Origin of the sequence: Streptomyces sp. NPDC059917, from assembly GCF_042730635.1 — a bacterium.
Classification (GTDB): Bacteria; Actinomycetota; Actinomycetes; order Streptomycetales; family Streptomycetaceae; genus Streptomyces.
On record NZ_JBHWLC010000049.1, the window covers coordinates 24,191 to 43,669 of the forward strand.

At 74.8% G+C, this 19,479-nt stretch carries 13 protein-coding genes; 6 read left to right on the forward strand and 7 right to left on the reverse strand.

Annotated elements, in window-relative coordinates; genetic code table 11:
* Window positions 1–3: 3 nt before the first annotated feature.
* The gene (locus ACFWAR_RS25765) at window positions 4–1,065 is read right to left on the reverse strand and encodes a 3-oxoacyl-ACP synthase III family protein (protein WP_385781512.1); all 1,062 of its coding nucleotides are present in this window, start codon (window positions 1,063–1,065) and stop codon (window positions 4–6) included.
* A gap of 388 nt (window positions 1,066–1,453) precedes the next feature.
* Here ACFWAR_RS25765 and ACFWAR_RS25770 point away from each other — a divergent pair, with 388 nt between their 5' ends.
* From ACFWAR_RS25770 to ACFWAR_RS25795, 6 genes are all read left to right on the forward strand, one after another.
* A complete protein-coding gene (locus ACFWAR_RS25770) occupies window positions 1,454–2,863 on the forward strand; it encodes a non-ribosomal peptide synthetase (protein ID WP_385781515.1) in 1,410 nt (469 codons plus the stop codon).
* 140 nt (window positions 2,864–3,003) lie between these two features.
* Window positions 3,004–6,270 carry an amino acid adenylation domain-containing protein gene (locus tag ACFWAR_RS25775; RefSeq protein ID WP_385781518.1) on the forward strand — a complete coding sequence of 1,089 codons (3,267 nt, stop codon included), beginning with the start codon at window positions 3,004–3,006 and terminating at the stop codon, window positions 6,268–6,270.
* A complete protein-coding gene (locus ACFWAR_RS25780) occupies window positions 6,267–7,529 on the forward strand; it encodes an acyl-CoA dehydrogenase family protein (RefSeq protein WP_385781521.1) in 1,263 nt (420 codons plus the stop codon). The genes ACFWAR_RS25775 and ACFWAR_RS25780 overlap by 4 nt, the downstream gene beginning before the upstream one ends.
* 56 nt (window positions 7,530–7,585) lie before the next feature.
* Complete coding sequence (locus tag ACFWAR_RS25785) at window positions 7,586–9,421, forward strand: non-ribosomal peptide synthetase (RefSeq protein WP_385781523.1); 1,836 nt, start codon at window positions 7,586–7,588, stop codon at window positions 9,419–9,421.
* A gap of 111 nt (window positions 9,422–9,532) precedes the next feature.
* Window positions 9,533–10,372: an alpha/beta fold hydrolase gene (locus ACFWAR_RS25790; protein ID WP_385781526.1), complete on the forward strand. Its 840-nt coding sequence runs from the start codon at window positions 9,533–9,535 to the stop codon at window positions 10,370–10,372.
* Window positions 10,365–10,949, forward strand: coding sequence for a TetR/AcrR family transcriptional regulator (locus ACFWAR_RS25795; RefSeq protein ID WP_385781529.1), 585 nt, complete (start codon window positions 10,365–10,367; stop codon window positions 10,947–10,949). The genes ACFWAR_RS25790 and ACFWAR_RS25795 overlap by 8 nt, the downstream gene beginning before the upstream one ends.
* 25 nt (window positions 10,950–10,974) lie before the next feature.
* Here ACFWAR_RS25795 and ACFWAR_RS25800 read toward each other — a convergent pair whose 3' ends face one another.
* From ACFWAR_RS25800 to ACFWAR_RS25825, 6 genes are all read right to left on the reverse strand, one after another.
* The gene (locus ACFWAR_RS25800; protein WP_385781532.1) at window positions 10,975–11,592 is read right to left on the reverse strand and encodes a hypothetical protein; all 618 of its coding nucleotides are present in this window, start codon (window positions 11,590–11,592) and stop codon (window positions 10,975–10,977) included.
* Window positions 11,593–11,632: 40 nt separating this feature from the next.
* Window positions 11,633–12,883, reverse strand: a complete 1,251-nt coding sequence (locus ACFWAR_RS25805; RefSeq protein WP_385781535.1) for a glycosyltransferase family 4 protein — start codon at window positions 12,881–12,883, stop codon at window positions 11,633–11,635.
* Window positions 12,884–12,970: 87 nt separating this feature from the next.
* Window positions 12,971–14,272, reverse strand: coding sequence for a UDP-glucose dehydrogenase family protein (locus ACFWAR_RS25810; RefSeq protein ID WP_385781598.1), 1,302 nt, complete (start codon window positions 14,270–14,272; stop codon window positions 12,971–12,973).
* 94 nt (window positions 14,273–14,366) lie between these two features.
* Window positions 14,367–15,578 carry an MFS transporter gene (locus ACFWAR_RS25815; RefSeq protein WP_385781537.1) on the reverse strand — a complete coding sequence of 404 codons (1,212 nt, stop codon included), beginning with the start codon at window positions 15,576–15,578 and terminating at the stop codon, window positions 14,367–14,369.
* 102 nt (window positions 15,579–15,680) lie between these two features.
* Complete coding sequence (asnB, locus tag ACFWAR_RS25820) at window positions 15,681–17,501, reverse strand: asparagine synthase (glutamine-hydrolyzing) (protein ID WP_385781540.1); 1,821 nt, start codon at window positions 17,499–17,501, stop codon at window positions 15,681–15,683.
* An 89-nt stretch (window positions 17,502–17,590) separates the two neighbouring features.
* A complete protein-coding gene (locus ACFWAR_RS25825) occupies window positions 17,591–19,459 on the reverse strand; it encodes an NAD-dependent epimerase/dehydratase family protein (protein WP_385781542.1) in 1,869 nt (622 codons plus the stop codon).
* Window positions 19,460–19,479: the final 20 nt, after the last annotated feature.

Here is a 19,479-nt window from a genome sequence, read left to right on the forward strand (position 1 = left end):
GGCTCAGACCCCCATGTTCGTGATCGTGGCGGACAGGGCGCCGGTCACCACGCCGGAGGCGGCGGGGACCAGCAGGAAGGTGGAACCGGTGCGGGCGGTGCCCGCCCGCAGGTGTTCGCGCAGGGTGAGGAAGTGGGAGGTGGTCGCGGTGTTGCCGAACCGCTCCACGACCGCGAGGGAGGTGGGCATCGGGACGCCGAACTCCCGCTCCCCGGTGGCGTTGACGTAGTCGATGAAGCGGGTGCCGACCTGGTGCTGGACGACGTAGTCGAAGTCCTCCGCCGCGAAGTCACGGCCCGCCTTGGCCAACAGGTCCTGGTGGAACCGGGGCCACAGGGCGAGCCGGTCCTTGTCGTGCATCTTCTTGTTGTCCGTGTAGAGGGCGATGCCCTCGGTCCGGTCGCTGGGCATGCCCATGCACAGGTGCGAGTACTCCGAGCAGGTGAGCATCTCGACGTAGTGGATCCGGTCGGCTTCGTCGGTGGCCCGGTCCAGGATCACGGCGGCGCCCGAGTCGCCGACGGAGAGCGAGGCGAACTGCGGGTCGTAGGAGTCGCTCAGCTCGCGGGCGGCGGTGTCGGCGACGCGGGTCGCCTGCTCGCCGCTGACCACCAGGCCGTTGCGGACGGCTCCGGACCGGATCATCCGGTCGAGGACGTAGACGCCGGTCATCATGCCCGCGCAGGCGTTGGAGACGTCGAAGTGGATCGCGGTCCGCGCCCCCAGCTCCCGGGCGAGCGCGCCGGCGAAGGACGGTTCGAAGGCGAAGCGGCCGCCGTCCTTGAAGCGGGTGATGGACGCCGATATGACGACGTCCAGGTCGGCGGCCCCGTAGCGGGAGACGGCCAGGGCGTCGCGGGCGGCCGACAGGGCCATCCCGAAGGAGTCCTCGCCCTCGGTGGGATCGGGGTCCGCGACCCGGCGTTCCACGACTCCGGTGATCCGCTGGACGTCCACGCCGCGGAGGCTCTCGGTCCGTCCGATCAGGTCCCGGGTGGTCAGCGTGCCCGCCGGTATGTGGGCCCCGAGGGCCTCCAACCGGCTGCCGCGCTCGGTCGTACTCACGTGATCTCCAGTGCTGGACGAGCGTGCGCGGACGCGTCGGGGGCAGCGTCGACTGCCGCGACGGCCGCGCGGAAAGGGTGGGGTGGGGGGTGCCAACTGGTAACAGAAAGCGAAGTTACCGTAGCGTACGGACTTCTGGACCTTGCGCCAGAGCAGCCCAAAAACGGGCCAGAGCGATGAATACCGGCCATTCGCCGCATAGTTGGCATTACGCCAAAGATCAGGGCTTTGGGCCTGTTTGGCCGACCGGGCCCGCCGGGGCTTCGGCCGCCCCCTTCCGGCCGACCGGAACCGGACATGTCCGAACGGGCCGCCGATCACCGAAAACCTGTCCAAAAGCGCCCGGTCCGTCTTGACCATTCCATGGCGCGAGCGAATGGTCGGTCACATGTTCACGACCCGTTCACAGGTGTGGACCATCACCACCCAGTACCTCGACCGCTACCGATCCCGTGCGTCCGGCGCCGCCGCCGACGCCGACCGTCCCCTCCCCGTGACCGGCGCCCAGCGCCGCTTCCTGCTCGCCCGCCACCTCTCCCCGCACGGCCGGGCCGACCTCGTCCCGCTCTTCTTCCGCTTCCCCCGCAACTCCCTCGACCCGCGGCGCCTCGACGCGGCCGCCGCGTACGTCGCCGCAGGTCATCCCGTGCTGCGGAGCCGACCCGCGGTCCTGGGCGGCGTACCGGTCCTGCTGCCGGGCGGCCCGCAGGAGCCGGGGGCGTACGTCGCCCGGCTCGGCGGACCGGACCGCGCACCCGGTGGAAGGGGCGAGGGCGAGGGGGGTGGTGGCGCCCGGGCCGGTGAGCTGCTGCCGGCGGCGCTCGCCGGGTGGGGCGAGGGGCCGCCGCTGCGGTTGCTGCTGGCCCCCGCCGACGGCGGGGAGGGCGGGGAGGAGCACGAGGTACTGGCCCTCGTCATGGACCACGCGGTCTGCGACGAGCGGTCCATCGGCCGGATCATCGCGGACCTCTCCGAGGGCTACACCCACGGCCTCGGCCCGGACGACCTGCCCGCCGCCCGGGCGCGGGAGGCGCTGTGCGCCTACCGCGGGGCCGTGCACGCCCAGTTGGCGAGGGAGGAGGCGGCCTCCGGGCCCGCCGCCCTGGCCCACTGGGCCGACCGGCTGTCCGGCCTCGCCGCGGCGGACGGCCGCGCCGGTGCGCCCGGGGCGGCCGACGGGGGCAGCGACGTCCTGTCCGCACGGCTGCCCGGCCGCCCGGGCGGGGGCGACCCCGGCCGGGGAGGCGGCACGGCCCTGCGCTTCCCCGCCCTGCTCGCCGCCTGCGACCGCGCCGCGCGGGTCCTGTACGGGCGCGGCCCGCGGGGCCCCGCACCCCTGCTCGGCTACGCCTGGGGCGGCCGCCCGGAAGGCGCCGAGGACGTGGTCGGCGCCTTCCTCAACACCGTCCCGTTCCTGGCCCCGCCCACCACCGGCCACCGCGCGGGCACGGACGCGGACGCCGTCGTCGAGCCGTGGTGCGCCGACCTCGAACACGCCGACACGCCCTTCGACGAGATCGTGCGCGCGGCCCGCCGCGCGGGCCTGCCGTGGCCCGGCCGCTTCGACGGCCTGCTCACCTTCGAGGACCGCGGCCTGCGGCCCGCCCTGCGCCTCGGCGCGGTGACCGGAGTCGAGACCCACGTCGACGGGCGGCCGCTCCAGGCCCCGCTGACCGTCGCGCTCGCACACGGCGCGGACGCCCGGGTCCGCATGGCCTGGGAGCGCGCCGCCTTCCCGGACGGGGCGCCCGAGGCGGCGTTCACCGCGCTGCTCGCCGCGCTGCCGCCGGGCGCCTGAGGCTCCGCCCGCCCCGCCCTCCCCCACCGCCGCACCCCGGACCTCCGGCCCACCGGAAGTCCCCTGCGGCGCGCCCGCACGCACGTCCACCCCAGCCGTCCATCCGTTCATCCCTCTCGGCAGAGGAGCGCGAACCGACCATGTTCGAGCTGTCCCCGTCCCAGGAAATCGTCTGGCTGCACGAGCAGATGTCGCCCGGCAGCCACGCCTACCACTTCACCGCCACCATCGACCTGTGGGGCCCCCTCGACGAGGAGGCCCTGGGCGACGCCCTGGCCGAGACCTTCGCCCGACACCGCGGCCTGCGCCTCGAACTGGTGCCGGGCGACCCCGGCGACCTGCCGCGCCAGCGCGTGAACGAGCACGCCGGACCCCGGGTGGGCCGCGCCGACGTCAGCGGGCGCACCGACCCCGAGGGCGCCTTCGCCGAGCTGCTGCGCGCCGAGGCCGACCGGCCCTTCGACCTGACCGAGGCCCCGCTGATGCGCTGGCTCCTGGTGCGCCTCGCCACCCGGCACCACCGCATCGTCCACGTGGAGCACCACCTGATCCACGACGGGCACTCCTTCACGACCCTGCTGCACGACGTGTTCACCGGCTACCGCACCCGGCTGCTGCCCGGCGCCCGGACCGGCGCCCGGACCGACGCGGAGCCGACGCCGCGGGCGACGCGCTCGTACGAGGAGCACCTCGACCGGATCAGCGGCCGAGGCGCGGGCGAACGGCGTTCCGCCGGGCTGGAGTTCTGGCGCGAGCAGCTGGCGGGAGCCGCCTTCGACCTGCCGCTGCCGGGGCTGGCGCGGCCGGGCGTACGGCGCCGCCACGCGGGGGCCCAGCTACGCCAGGCCGTCGGGGCGGACCTCGCCGACCGGCTGCGCACGCGCAGCCGGGCCGAGGGGCACACCCCCTTCACCACCCTGATGGCGCTCTTCGCCGAGCTGCTGCGGCGGCACAGCGGCCGCGCCGACCTCGTCGTGGGCACCGCCGTCGGCAACCGCCCGGAGGGCCACGAGAGGACGATCGGGATGTTCGTCAACACCATCCCGGTCCGGCTGCGGCCCGATCCGGGCGCCCCGGCGCGCGAGCTCGTCGACGAGGTGACCGAGACCCTGGTCCGGTGCCTGCCCCACCAGCAGCTACCCGTGCAGGAGTTGACCCGCGACCTCGGGCTGCACACGGACGGGGTGGCCAATCCGCTCTTCAGCGTGATGTTCAGCGCCCATGACGCCCCGCTCCCGCGGATCGACCTGCCGGAGCTGGAGATCACCCTCTTCGAGGGGTTCAACACCGGCACCACCCGGTTCGACCTGGACGTGGTGCTGCTGCCCGACGACCGTCGCACGCTCGGCGGCAGCGGCGGTCAGCGGCCCGGCGCCGCCGGGATGACCCTGGTGTGGGACTACGACCGGGACCTCTTCGCCGAGGACACCGTCGCGCTCCTCGCCGAGCGGTTCCTCGCCCTGCTGCGCGCCTACCTCGCCGCACCCGGTGCGGCCCTGGCCGCCCTCTCCCCCACCGCACCCGACCCGGATCCCGCCCCCGGACCCGCCCCCGGCGCCGATCCCGCCGCGGACCTTCCCGACCTGGCCCACCTGCTCGCCGGGCACCCGCGCGGGGCGACCGCGCTCGTCGCGGGCGCCCGGTCGCTGACCTACGCCGCCCTGGACCACGAGGTCGCGGCGCTGGCCGAGCGGCTGCGGGCGGCCGGTGTCACCGCGGGGATGCCGGTGGCGGCCGTACTGCCGCGCGGGGTGGACTCGGTGGTCACCCTGCTGGCGTGCCTGCGGACGGGCGCGGTGTACTGCCCGCTGTCCCCCGCCGATCCGGCCGCCCGACTGGAGGCGCTGCTGGAGCGGCTGCGGCCCGCGCTGGTGCTGGCCACCCGCGAGAGCGCGGCGGGGCTTCCGGCCCGGGGCATCCCCCTGGCACTGCTCGACGACCCGCGCGCCGCCGGCGCCGCCCCGGACTTCCCGGACGCGCGGGCGGCGGCGCCGATCGAGGGGGCGGCGTACGTCATCCACACCTCGGGTTCGACCGGGCCGCCCAAGCCGGTCGTGGTGGGCCGCGCGGCGCTCGCGCACCACGCGGCGGCGGTCGCCGCGCGGTTCGCGCTGACGGCCGACGACCGGGTGCTGCTCTTCGCCCAGCCCTCGTTCGACGTGGCGCTGGAAGAGGTGCTGCCCGCGCTGCTGGCCGGGGCCTGCCTGGTGTTGCCGCACCGGGAGGTCCCGACGGGGGCCGAGCTGGGCGCCGTACTGGCCGCGCGGCGGATCTCCGTCGCCAACCTGCCGACCAGTTACCTGCTGGCCGTGCGGGAGGAGCTGTGCGCGGTGCTCGCCGAGGGCCTGTGGACGCCGCGGCTGCTCGTGGTCGGCGGCGAGCGGCTGCCCGCCGCCTCGCTCGCGCCGCTGTTCGCGGCCGTCGGCGGCGCGGGCGCGCCTTCCGTCACCGTCCTCAACGCCTACGGGGTGACCGAGGCGACGATCACGTCCACCGTGCAGGAGGTCACGGCGCAGGACCTCGCGGAGGGCGGGGAGGTCCCGCTCGGGACGCCGCTGCCGGGCGTCACCGTGCACGTCCTGGACGGTTCGGGCCGCTACCCGCTGCCGCCGGGGGCGGTCGGTGAGCTCGCCATCGGCGGTGCGGGCCTGGCGGACGGGTACCTGGGCGACGACGCGAGCACCGCGGGGCGCTTCGTGAGCGTCGACGCGCTCGGCGGCGCCCGCGTGTACCTGACGGGCGACCTCGGCCACCGTGACCGCGACGGCCGGCTGCGTTTCCTCGGGCGCCGGGACCACCAGGTCAAACTGCGCGGCTACCGGATCGAGTTGGAGGAGGTCGAGGCCGCCGCCTCGGCCGAGCTGGCGGGGCGGCCGTGCGCGGTGGTCCTGGACCCCGGACCACCGGCCGGCCCCCGCTTGGTGGGTTTCCTGCGCACCGGCGCCGAAGCGGTGGACCAGGCCGCCCTGCACCGGGCGCTGAGCGCGCGGCTGCCCGCCGCGCTGGTGCCCGGCCAGTGGCTGGAGCTCGACGCGATCCCCGTCCTGGCGGGCGGCAAGCCCGACCGGGTGCGGCTGGCGCGGCTGGCGGCCGAGGCCGGGCGGGCCCGCGCGGGCGATGCGGCGCGGGACCGGGCCGAACGGACGGCGGGGACGGCGGGGACGGGCGATCCGGTCCTGGAGGTGCTCGGGGAAGGCTGGCGGTACGTGCTGGGGCACGACCGCTTCACCCCGTCCTCGCACTTCTTCCAGGTCGGCGGGCACTCGCTGCTGGTCGCCCGGCTCTCCGCCTGGCTGGCGCCGAGGCTGGGCCACCGGCGCCCACCCCTGCACATCCTGCTGCGCCACCCGGTCCTGACCGATCAGGCCGCGGCGCTCCGGACGTTCGACGGGCGGGCGCGGCGGTGACCGCGGCGCGAGCGACCCCGACCGGCCGTCCGGTGTCGCCGTCCTCCGTCCTGGAGGACGAGCACGGCGAACTGACCGCCTCCTTCCGGTCGTTCATCGCCCGGGAGCTGGTCCCGCTGGCGGCCGAGCTGCCGCAGGACTGCGATGCGGCGCCGACCGAGCTGCGCGACTGGGTGCGGCGGCGCTCGGCGGCCCTCGGCTTCTACGCCGGGGACCATCCCGAGCGACTCGGGGGCTCGGACCTGCCGTTCTCGGCCGTCGTCCAGCTGCACCACGCGGCGGGTGCGAGCGGCTGCCCGCTGGCGCCGTACGCCCTGGCCGGTTCCGACGGGCCCAGCCCGCTGCTGCGGGCCGGTACCCCGGAGCAGGTCGAGCGCTACCTCGCCCCGCTGGTCCGGGGGGAGGCGCTGCGGTGCCTGGCGCTGACCGAACCGGAGGCCGGGTCGGACGCCTTCGCCCTCGCCACCACGGCGCGGCGCACCGGGGACGGCGGCTGGACCCTGTCCGGGCGCAAGACCTTCGTGAGCCACGCCGACCGCGCCGATTTCGCGCTGGTCATCGCGACCGTCCCGCTCGACGGGGACGGGGACGGGGACGGGGACGGGGACGGCGACGGCGACGGGAGGCCGGGCGGCGCGGATCCGGGCGGCGGGCCCACGGCTTTCATCGTGCCCATGGACACCCCGGGGCTCCGGATCGGCCAGCGCTTCGCGGGCATGTCGGGCGAGCCGCTCTTCGAGCTGCTGCTGGACGACGTACGGCTCGGCGCCGACGCGGTGGTCGGCGGTGCGCCGGGCATCGGCGCGGCCCTCGGCCAGGGGATGGACAGCCTCTCGCGCGGGCGCCTGGTGGTGGCCGCGCAGTGCAACGGCATCGCCGAGTACGCCCTGGAGCTGGGCCTCGCGCACGCCCGCGAACGCCGGGCCTTCGGCGCGCGCATCGGGTCCTACCAGCACGTCCAGGAACACCTGGTGACCAGCCGCGCGGAGGTGGAGGCGGCCAAGCTGCTCACGCTGGCCTGCGCCCGGCTGGTGGACGGGGGGACGGAGGCGCCGGAGCACGCGGCGCTCGCCAAGCTGACCAGCTCGGAGACCGCCGTCCGCGTGGTGGACCGCAGCCTGCGGGTGCACGGTGCGGGCGGCTGGGTGCGCGGCCATCCGCTGGAGTACCTGTACCGGCACGTCCGGATGATGACGATCATCGAGGGCACCTCGGAGATCCAGAAGGTCATCGTGGCCCGGGCGATGGGCCTGGCATGACGCACGCTCCCCCGCCCCCGCCCCCTCCCGCTTCCCTTCGGCATCGAGGAACCCGCATGTCCCCTGACCCCCTCCCCCCGGCCGGCATCGCGGCCCGGGTGGCCGCGCACGCCCTGGCCGACCCCGACGCCCTCGCGGTGCACGACGGTCGGCACGACCTCACCTATGGCCAACTCATCTACTGCGCCGCCGAGTTGGCGAAGGTGCTGCGCTCGCGCGGGGTCGGCCCGGGCTCGGCCGTCGGGCTGCTGGTGCCGCATTCGGTACGGGCCGTGGTGGCCCAGCTCGCCGTGTGGTGGGCCGGTGGTCACTACGTACCGCTCGATCCCGACCACCCCGACGAGCGCCTCACCATGACGCTGCGGGAGACCGGCGCCGCCCTGACGGTCGGCGACGCCGCTCTGCTCGCCGACTCCCCCGTCGCCGCCGAGGACCGCCTGCCGCTGCCCCCGGCCCCGGTCCTGCCGCGCGATCCGGGCGCGCTCGCCGCGGTGGTGGGGCCCGCGCCGTACGACCCCGACGCGACGGCCTACGTCCTCTACACCTCCGGCTCCACCGGGCGGCCCAAGGGGGTGGCCCTCACCCACCGGGGCGTGGAGTCGATGGCCACCGGGCTGCCCTGCGACCCGTTGCGGCCGGGCGACCGGATGCTGTTCCACTCCCCCATGGCCTTCGACGCCGCGGCCTTCGAGGTGTGGGCCCCGCTCGCGCACGGCGCGAGCGTCGTCGTGTGCGCCACCGGGCGGCCCGCCGTCGAGCACCTCGCGACCGAGGCCGCGCACCTGGGCGCCAACGTCGTCTTCCTCACCACGAGCCTCTTCCACCACCTGGCCGTGCGGGATTCGGCGTTGTTCGGGCTCGTGCGGACGGTGGTGACCGGCGGGGAGGAGCTCTCCGGCGCCCACGCCCGCCGGGTCCTGCGCCTGCGCCCCGACCTGGAGCTGGTCAATGCGTACGGGCCCACGGAGGCCACCACCTTCGCCACGTCCCACCGGGTCCACGACGCCGACTGCGCCGGTGCGCCGCCCATCGGGCACCCGCTGCCCGGGGCGGGTGCGCACGTCCTGGACGGGCGGCGGCGTCCGGTGCCGCGGGGCGCGACCGGCGAACTCTGGCTCAGCGGAGCGCGGTTGGCCGCCGGGTACGTGGCCCAGCCCGCGCTGACCGCGCAGCGGTTCGTCGCGCCGAGCACCCCGGAGGAGGTCCGGCTCTACCGCACCGGCGACCTGGTCTCGGTCCGCGCCGACGGCGCCCTCGTCTTCCACGGCCGCACCGACGAGCAGGTCAAGGTGCGCGGCCACCGGATCGAGCCGGGCGAGGTCGAGCACGCCCTGCTGCGCCATCCCGGGGTCCGCGAGGCGGTCGTGGTCGTCCGCCGGTCGTCGGTGGAGGACGCCCGACTGACCGCCTTCGTCGTCCCGGAGGCCGGTGCCCGCTGCGACACCGTCGACCTGCGCGATCACGTGTCCGCGCTGCTGCCCGCCCCTCTGGTGCCCGGCACCTGGGTGGTGACCGACGGCCTCCCGCTGACCGGCAACGGCAAGGCCGACCGCCGCGCGCTGGCGCGGGACCCGCTCCCACCGGTCCGCACCGGCTACCGGCCCGGCGCCGACTACCGGCCCGCCGCCGACGAGGTCGCGGCGCCGACACCCCTGTCGCCGGTGCAACAGGTGGTGGCCGACGCCTGGTCCGCGGCGCTCGGCCTGCCCGTGGACCGGCCCGACGCGGACTTCTTCGCGCTGGGCGGCCATTCCCTCCTCGCGCTCACGGTGGTCGAGGACCTGGGGCGCGACCTGGGGACGCGGACCCCGCTCTCCGCCTTCTACGCCGACCCCACCGTGGCGGGACACGGCGCCCTCCTCGAAGCCGCCCTGCGGGAGGACCTGGGGTGAGCCGCCGCGAGCCCCTTGACCCTGTCGGCTAATACCATTAGCTTAATAGCAACGGAGATTAGCCCGCAGGGTGTGCGCGGGTGGTGCGGGACGACGGAAGAGGGCAGGGCGATGACCGAATTCCTGAAGGTCGACGGCGGGCAGCTGGCGTACGAGGTCACGGGCGAGGGCCCGCTGGTCGTCCTGGCCCACGGCATGGGCGACCACCGCGGGGCCTACGACGCGCTGGCCGAGCTCCTGCTGGCCGCCGGCCACCGGGTCGCCCGCACCGACCTGCGCGGGCACGGGGAGTCCGACGCCGGGTGGGCGGCGTACACCCGGACCGACACGGCCGGCGACCTGCTCGCGCTCGTGCGCCACCTGGGCGGCGGCCCCGCCGTCCTCGTGGGCCACTCCTTCGCGGGCGGCTCCGCCACCATCGCGGCGGCCCGGGAGCCCGAGCTGGTCCGCGCGATCGTCGAGATCAGCCCCTTCACCCGCGCCCAGAAGCCCGACCTCGGCGCCCTGGTCGGCCGGGCCCGCTACCGCAAGGGCATGCTGCTGCTCATGGGGACGGGGCTGCTGCGCAGCGTGGGCCTGTGGAAGCGGTACCTGCGCCACGCCCACCCGGGGATGGCCGCCGCCGCGCTCGACCCGCGCCTCGCCGCCCTCGAAGCCGAGCTGCGCCGACCCGGGCGGATGGCCGTGGTGGCCGCGATGGGGATGTCCGCGCCGACCGACGCGGGGGCCCACCTGGCCGACGTCCGCTGCCCCGCGCTGATCGTCGAGGGCACCCTGGACCCCGACTGGGCCGACCCCCGGGCCGAGGGCGAGGGCATCGTGGCGCAGCTGCCCGCCGGGGTGGGACGGCTCGCGATGATCGAGGGCGCGGGCCACTACCCGCACGTCCAGTTCCCCGCCGAGACCGCCGCCGCGATCCTCGGCTTCCTGAAGGACGGCGCCCGTGGCTAGGGCCGCCCTGTCCACCGACGCGGTGGTCGACGTCGCGCTGCGGCTCGTCGACGAGGGCCCGGAGGGCGGGCCCGCCGCGCTGACCCTGTCGGCGGTGGCCGCCCGGGCCGGGGTCGCGACCCCCTCGCTCTACAAGCACGTGCGCGGCCTGGCCGAGCTCCGCGACCTCCTGTCGGCGCGGATCATGAACGAGATGGCGGACGAGGTCGGCGCGGCCGTCCTCGGCCGCTCCTCCGACGAGGCCGTCCGGGCCCTGATGGCGGCCTGGCGCGACTACGCCCGCCGCCATCCGCACCGCTACGCGGCGATGCTCCAGCGCCCCGAGCCCCGGACCGCCGAGGCGGGGGCGCGGCTGGTCGCCATCATGCTGGCCACGCTGCGCGCGTACGGCCTGGAGGACTCCGCGGCCATCCACGCGGCCCGTTGCCTGCGGGCGGTCGTGCACGGCTTCGCGGCGCTGGAGACCGGCGGCGCCTTCGAACTGCCGGAGAAGCTGGACGAGACATACGACCTGCTGGTCCACATGGTCGTCGCGGGCCTGCACACCCCGCGGGAGCACCCCGGCGGGACCGACTGACGGACGGCGGTCGGTCGCGCCCGGGTCAGGCGCCCGGTACCGCCGGCCGCTCGGCGGGCGGGAGGCCGTCGGGCGTGAACCACTCGCCGGGGCCGACGCGCTCCTCCCACGCCAGGTGCAGCTCGGCTATCGCGGCGATCAGGTCGATGGCGAGGGCACCGGCCTCGTACAGGTCCTGGTCCGGGCTCTGGCCGCTGGCGCCGACGATCAGGCCGCGGACCTCCGCGGAGTGGCCGTAACGGAAGGCTCCCGTGCCGCACAGGTGCGGGTCGACGAGGACCGCCTCGCCGTAGTTGCGGCCGAGCCTGCGGTGACCCGCGGCCTTGGCCGCCGCGTAGGGCACGAAGGCGGAGCCGCCCCGGCCCACGGTGATGGTGGCGAGGACCGCGTCCTCGGTGGGCACCCACGGTCCCGCGGTCGGGTCCATCACGACGAAGGCCATGTCGGGCCGCGGGTAGACCCCGCGGGGCGCCCGCTCCGGGGGCACGGCGCCGCCCCGTCGTACGCTGGCCGCCCGGCGCCGACCCAGCCGGGTCAACAGCGCGTCCAGCTGCGGGCCGCTCATCAGGTAGGCGTAGGGGTTGTGCCGGTGCGCGGCGTGCACCGGACCCGCCTGCGCCGCCTCTTCTTCCTGGGGTTCCATGCGGTGCTGCTCCTGTCGGGGTGCGGGTGCGGGGCGCGGGTCAGAGGGCGAGCGTCTGCGCGGCTTCGGAGAAGTGGTCCCAGGCGCTGAGGGTGTCGTGCGCGAACTTCTCCTCGGAGACCTCCGCCGCGATCCGGGCCCGGAGGTCCCGGCCGAGCCGTTCCACCCCCGCCGGGTCGGCGTGGACGCGCTCGATCGCGTCGGCGAGTCCCCCGCCGCTGGGTGCGAACCGGTGGGCCTCGGGGAAGAACCGGCGCGCCTCGACCTTCTCGGAATCGGTCATCAGGGTGCAGACGCCGGAGAGCGCGGCCTCCAGGGGGGTGATGCCCAGGGTCTCGTAGCGCGAGGGGCACACGAAGATCCCGTTGGACCGCGCCTCGCGGAACAGGGCGTAGAGCTGGGGCTTGGACAGCTTGCCGACGGCCATGAACTCGGCGGCGTGCTCCGTCGGCATGCGGGCGCCCAGTTCCTTGCGCGCGACGTCCTTGTCCTCGTCGTCCCCGACGACCAGGACGCGTACGGGGACGCCGCGCTCGCGGGCCAGGACGCAGCCGTCGACGAGGAGTTCGACGTTCTTGAAGTAGTCCAGCCGGGCGACCGCGGTGAACACCAACAGCTCGGCGCCCGAGACGAAGGCCCGCAGCCGCTCGCTCTCGAGGGCCTCCGAGTGGTCGAGCAGGGCGATGGGGGGACGCACCGCCCGGATCCGCCGTTCGTCGATGCCACGGCTGACCAGGTGGTCCCGTTGCAGGTCGGAGTGCTGGAGGACGAACATGCGGTCGTTGGTGCGCACCTTGCTCAGGCCCAGTTCCTGGTGCTTGAGCAGGTGCAGCGCCTTGCCGGCGCCACCGAACGCCCGGCCGGTCGCGACCGCGGGGAACCGCTCGATGAAGTCGTACACGAAGGGACCGTGGTGGGTGACGCAGCACGGGAACTCCTCCGGGTGGAAGCCCAGCAGCGCGTCCGTCTGGTAGTAGAGCATCGCCTGGCCGCTCATGCCGTGCCGGGCCAACAGGGTCCTCGCCGCGTCGGCTATGGCCCGGCTCACGGAGGCCTCGCTCATGTCGAAGTTGAACCGCAGGACCGCGCACGCGGCGCCCGACCGGAACACCACCTCGACCTGGGGCTCCTCCAGGTTCTCGTCCCGCTTGTAGAGGATGAGTCCGGCGGAGAGACCGGCGCCTTCGAGGCAGCGCAACACGGAACGGGAGAAGGAGGTCGCGCCGACGTTCGCCGGTACGAGCTCGCTGTCGGGGAAGTACCGCTCGTTCACGACGATGATGCCGGGCATTCTCGGATCAAGTAGGGACACTTTTACGCACTCCAGGTCTGTGGCGAGGTGTTCTGCGGGCGCCGTGCGCGGTGGCGGCTCGGCGGGTCAGGGTCGTCCGGGAGCGCGGTAGTTCCACGCGGCCGCCTGCCAGACCGCGGGATCGAGGACGTTGCGTCCGTCGACGATGTTGCGGGTGGCCATCACCGAGCCGAACTCCTCGGGATCGAGCTCCGTGAAGGCGCTCCACTCGGTGAGCAGGAGCGCGACGTCCGCCCCGCGCGCCGCCTCCAACGCGGAGCCCGCGTAGTCGAGTTCGGGATGGGCCTTGCGGGCGTTGTCCAGTGCGGCGGGGTCGTACACCGAGGCCAGTCCGCCTTCCAGGTGGATGGCGTGCGCGACCGCGAGCGCGGGGGAGTCGCGGATGTCGTCGGACTCCGGCTTGAACGCCGCGCCCAGGACGGCCACGGTGCGGTTCTCCAGCGAGCCGCCGACGAGCTCGCGGGCCAGGTCCACGGCGCGGGTGCGGCGCCGCTGGTTGATGGCGTCGACCTCGCGCAGGAAGGCCAGCGCCGCGCCCGCCCCCAGTTCGTCGGCGCGCGCCATGAAGGCCCGGATGTCCTTGGGCAGGCAGCCGCCGCCGAATCCGATGCCGGGGCTGAGGAACCGCCGGCCGATGCGGTCGTCGTACGACAGGGCCCGTGCGAGGGCCGTCACGTCGGCGCCGGCGGCCTCGCAGACCTCCGCCATGGCGTTGATGTAGGAGATCTTGGTGGCGAGGAACGCGTTCGCCGCGACCTTGACGAGCTCGGCGGTGGCGAAGTCGGTGACCACGAGGGGGACGTCGCCCAGGGGTGCGTAGAGCTCGCGCAGCGTCCGCTCGGCGGATGCGCCGCGCACGCCGATGACGATGCGGTCGGGGCCGAGGGTGTCCTGGACGGCGAACCCCTCCCGCAGGAACTCCGGGTTCCACGCCAGGTCCACGGCGGTGTCCCGCGGGGCGAGGTCGGCGAGCTTGGCCGCGAGCCGCTCCGCCGTGCCGACGGGGACGGTGGACTTGCCGACGACCAGGCAGTCCCGGTCGATGTGGGGGGCCAGGGCCTCGACCGCCGCGTCGAGCTGGGAGGTGTCCGCGGCCCATCCGTCCGCGACCTGGGGCGTGCCGAGGCACAGGAAGTGGACGTCGCCGAAGGCGGCGGCCTCCTGGAAGGAGGTGGTGAACCTCAGGGTGCCCGCGGCGAGGCCCTCCCTCAGCAACTCCTCCAGTCCCGCCTCGTAGATGGGGAGGTGGCCGTTGTTGAGCTGCTGGATCTTCTCCTCGTCGATGTCCAGGCCCAGGACCTCGTAGCCCAGCTTCGCCATGCACGCGGCGTGGGTGATTCCGAGGTATCCGGTTCCGATGACGGTCATGCGGTACGGGGTGCGCACGGGTTCGGCTCCTTCGAGGGGATGGCGGGACGGTCCGGCGGTGCTCGTGCGGAGGTGCGGAGGTGCGGGGGGGGGGCTACGCCGGTGTCCGGCGCAGCTCGCGGATGGCGGGGATGGCCAGGAGGGCGAGGGCGCAGCAGAGCGCGGCCGCGGTGGCGACCAGCAGCAGGGCGTGGAGGTCGAAGGCGCCGCTGGCGGGGCCCGCGATCACCTGGCCGAGGGGGACGGCGAGGATGGAGCCGGCGACCTGGTAGGCGGCGACCCGGTTGAGCTTGTCCTCGGGGATCTGGGTCTGGACGGTGGTGGACCACTGGACGCCCCAGAAGGCCCACCCGATGCCGCTGACGGCGTAGCCGAGCATGAGCAGCGGCAGGGCCGGGACCAGGGCCGCGGCCAGCGGCATGAAGGGGAAGAGGAGCATGGCGACGCCGCCGGCGTAGAGGGGGCGGGCGGCCCGGACCCGTATCGCGACGAGGCCGCCGATCGCGCAGCCGGCGCCGAAGGCCGCTTCGGCGTACCCGAAGGCGGCGGTGCCGTGCTCGGCGATGATGGACGCGGCGCCGAGCGGGGTGATGGGGCCCCAGACGAACACGCCGAGGACCCACCAGATCAGGATGACCGCCCACAGCCAGGTCCGGGACCGGAACTCCCGCCAGCCGGTGCGGAGGTTGGTGAGGGTGCTGTCGGTCCGGTCGACCTCGTAGGCGGGCAGCCGCAGCGCGACCATGCACAGGCCGCTGACGGCGAAGGTGGCGGCGTCGAGGACGAAGACCCCGGCGGCCGAGGTCGCGGCGACCAGGGCGCCGCCGATCGCCGGACCGGCCATCGTGGCAAAGCCTTCGCTCACCCGCAGGACGCCGTTGGCCTTCTGCGGGTCGGTGGCCACCTGCGGCACCAGGCTGGAGGTGCCCGGCTGGAACATCGCGGTCGCGGTTCCGCCGATCACCGCCCCGACGATCATGAGCCACAGCGGCGGGTGCCCGAGCCAGAGGTAGAGCCCGAGCAGGCCCTGGGCCAGGAACCGGGCCGCGTCCGCGCCGACCATCAGCGGCTTCGGGTGGAAGCGGTCGGCGAGGACCCCGCCGAAGACGACGAAGAGCGCGAACGCCCCCATCCAGGCGCCGAGCGCGAACCCGATGCCGCTGACGCCGTACCCGAGGGAGAACATCGCGACGGCCGTGGCGACCGGGATCATCGTGTCGCCCACCTGGGACACGACGCGCGCGGTGAAGTAGAGGCCGAAGTTCGGCGTCCACAGACGGGACGGTTTCTGGGCGGTCAAGGTCATCGGGGTTGCTCCTCATCGGTCTTGGGGTACCGGGCGGGCGCGCGGCCCGCCGCGAGCGGGGATCGTACGGTCCCCCGTGCGCGGCGGGCCGGGCGCCCCGGCTCACAGGGCGATCCGCACTCCGTAGCCGCGCAGCCAGCTGTCCGTCTGGAGCGCGGTCTCCAACACCGCCCGGCTCACGCCGTGTTCCAGCGCGGCCGTCCCGTCCGCCGCGACCGTCCGCCGGAACTCGGTCGAGAAGAGCGCGTTGGCCGGGCTGTCGGCGTCGCGGACGAGCGCGACGAGGCGTTCGCGCAGCTTCCGGTCGTAGGCACCGGTGCGGAGGTTCGGATAGGGGGTCTTGATCCGCATGGCCACCGGGTCCGGGAGCAGGTCGCGCACGGCCGCGCGCAGGAGGCTCTTCTCCCTGCCGTCGAAGCTCTTCATGGCCCAGGGGATGTTGAAGGCGTAGTCGATGAGCCGGAAGTCGGCGAACGGGACCCTGATCCGCAGCCCGCACGCCATCCCCAGCCGGTCCAGCCGGTCGAACAGGACGCGGGCGTGGCGGGTCTGCGCGAGGTAGGTGACCTCGCGGTAGCGCGCCTCGGTCGGATCGGCGATCGCGTCGGCGGCCGAGAGCTCCGCCACCGCCGCGCTGTGCGAGTCGCGCTCGTACGCGGCCAGGTCGAGCTTGGCCAGCAGGCCCGGGTCGAAGGCGACCTCGTTGCCGCGGTAGCGTCCCCGTCCTTCCTCGATCCACGGGAAGGTGTCGCTGAAGACCCATTCGGGCAGGCGTTGCCAGTTGTACCCGCCGAAGACGTCGTCGCCCAGCTCCCCGGACAGGGCCACGGTCGCGTACTGGCGCGCCTCGGCGAAGAGTTGGTGCAGCGAGGCGTACTGGTCGCCCTTGTTGATGGGCAGGTCGTAGGCGGCCAGCACCGAGGCCCGCAGCGCGGGGTCGAGCAGGTCCATGGTGCCGAGCGACATCTCGCCGTGGTCCGAGCCGACGTGGTCGGCCATCAGGCGGGCGTAGACGTGGTCCTCGTTGCCGCCGCCCTCCGGTCGCGAGGGGTCCGCGTCGTTGACGGAGAGGGACCGCAGGGTGCCCAGTCCCTCGCGCCGGGCGACCTGCGCCGCGAGGGCGGTGAGCGCGCTGGAGTCCAGGCCCCCGGAGAGCAGGGAGCACGGGGTGGTGTCGGCGACCATCTGCTGGGCGACGGCGGATTCGAGCAGGTCGCGCAGGGTCGCGACGGTCCGTTCCAGCGAGTCCGTGTGGTCCCTGACCTCCAGGCCCCAGTAGCGCCGTTGCCCGGTTCCGGTCCGCGTGACGCGGAGGGTGTGGCCCGGCAGCACCTCCTGCATGCCGCGGAAGATCGCGCGGCCCGGTACGCGGGCCACCGACAGGATGTCGCGCAGGCCGTCGGCGTCCACCTCGGCGGAGAAGTCCGGGTGCGCGAGGATCGCCTTGGGTTCGGAGCCGAAGAGGACGCCCTCGGGGGTCGGCGCGTAGAAGAGCGGTTTCACGCCCATCCGGTCGCGCACGAGGAGCAGTTCCTGGCGGCGCTCGTCCCAGAGGGCGAAGCCGTACACCCCCTCGATGCGGGTGACGAAGTCCGCTCCCCACTCGACGTACGCGTGCAGCACCACCTCGGCATCGGTGTCGCTGCGCAGGAGGTGTCCCGAGGAGCGCAGTCGTGCGCCCAGTTCCCGGCCGTTGTAGAGCTCGCCGGCGAAGGCGATCGCGGCTCGTGTGCCGGCGCCGTCGGCGAGGGCGACGGGGAGGCCCTGGCCGTCGTGGCCGGTGACGGACAGGGTGCGCTGCCCCAGCGCGGCGTGCCGCGAGAGCCACACGCCACCGCCGTCCGGACCGCGCCGCGCCAGGGTCCCGGTCATGGCGCGGGCGACGGACGCGCCGTCCGAGCCGCCGCGACCGGCGTCCGACACGGTGCGCGAAAAATCTACCAACCCGGCTATACCGGACATCGTGTGCTCCTTGAAGGATTCCAGAGGGGTCGAGGCACGGGCACCACCTCCTAGGGGAGGTCGTCGCCGCCGTGGACGTCGCAGGCGTACCACTGGGCCAGATCGCGCATGCCGTCGGTGACCGACTCCGTGCCGGTCCAGCCGAGTTCGGTCTCGATGAGGTCGGTCGTCATGCGCCATCGCTGCGTCCGGTCCGCGGTGCCCGTCTCCCACGGGGTGCGCCGGGAGACGCCTGCGACCAGGGCGGCCAGTTCCTCTTCCGCGAAGGTGGCCGAGGCGACGTTGAGGACCGGCGCGGTCGGCTCCGCCGCGAGGACGGCGTCGATCGCCGCGGCCATGTCGCGGTAGTCCAGTACCTGGTGGACGCCCCGGGGGTCCAGGGTCAACGGCTGGCGCGTCCAGGACAGGTGGACCCAGTCGACGGACGCGGTCCCGCGGGCGGCGTGCGGTCCCACCGGATCGGCGAGCCGCAGCACCTGTACGGGGATCCCGGTGCGCTCGCCCCAGGCGCGGCACCGCTCTTCCTCCTGCCACCAGGCCAGGGCCACCGGGTCGCCCGGAGGGCCCGTGAGGTCGTCCTCGGCGAGCGTGCGCGCGTCGGCGCCCCGGTAGACGGCGGCCGAACCGGCGTAGAGCAGGCGCTCCGCTCCCGCCGCCTCCGCGGCCCGCAGCGCGTCCCGCAGCGCGTCCGGGCCGTCGGCGGGACGGCCCAGGTGGACCAGGGCGGAGGCCGGGTGCGGTGCGGGGGCCGCCGACGGGTCCGCGAGGTACGCGGCCCGGTGGTCCAGGTCGCCCAGCAGACCGGCCAGTTGCCGTCCGAAGCCCTCGGCGGCCCCGGTCACGACGGTACGGGCGCCGGGCGCGGACCCGGCCGGGGGACCGTCGGGGCGGCGGGTCTTGCGTCCCTCGTCGAGCGCGGCCAGTGCCAGGTCCCGGACGGGGTGGGACAGGGCGAGCAGGTCGTCGACGCCGTAGTCCTCGCACAGGCCGCCGGGGCCCAGGGTCGCCATCGCGGCGGCCGCGACCTGCGGATCCGCTTCCGGGGAGTCGGCCGTCACGGCGCCGATGGCGAAGCCGGTCACCCACACGGCCCGGCGCACCCGCTCCGGCAGGTCGTGGGGAACGGCCGAGGCCAGGGCGGCCAGGCACGCGTCCAGCAGCCCGGTCCGGCGCAGGTACCGCTCGGTCTCGACGTACTCCCAGCCCGAGCCGGTGCGGACCGCGCAGCGGGCCAGGCCGTACTGGTAGAAGGGCACGACGTCGAAGCGGATGCTGTCGTGCGTCGAGGGCTCCCCGGCCCGGTCGGCGAACAGGGTGGCCTGCCGGAACCCGTGGTAGGCGTTGCCGGCGAGGCTCGGCATGTCCATGTGCTGCACCAGGCTGGGCGTGCAGAACCGGACCGGGACGCCGCGGGCGTTGAGGTACCGCTGCACCACCACGTCGTACGGCCATCCCGGCTCGTCCTCGGCCTGGAAGCGCGCGTACCCGCGGGCCACGTCGGCCGGCAGCAACAGGGCGTAGCACGGCACGTGTTCCTGGAGCGCGTAGGCCCACGGTGCGCCGGTCAGTGCGGCGAGCCGGGCCACGCCGCCGTTGCGGGTCTCCCAGCCCGCGTAGAAGGCGACCGCCTCGTCACCGGCCGCCGCCGCGACCTGCTCGACGTACGCGAAGAAGCCGTCGGCGAGCTCGACGTCGTCCTGCAGGACCAGGTGGTGGGTGGCGTCGGGGGCGACGCACTCCCACGACAGCGGGGCGACCCGCAGCGCGGTCGGCCGACCCTCGGGTTCGGGGTCGACCACGACCTCGATGCGCCCGTGCGGGTCGGCGGCGGCCAGCAGTCGGGCCTCTTCCAGCCGGCGCGGGTGCGTCATCACCGCTCCGCTCAGCTTCACCTTCGCCGGACGGTTCTGGGAATCCATGGAATACCTCGTGGCAGTAG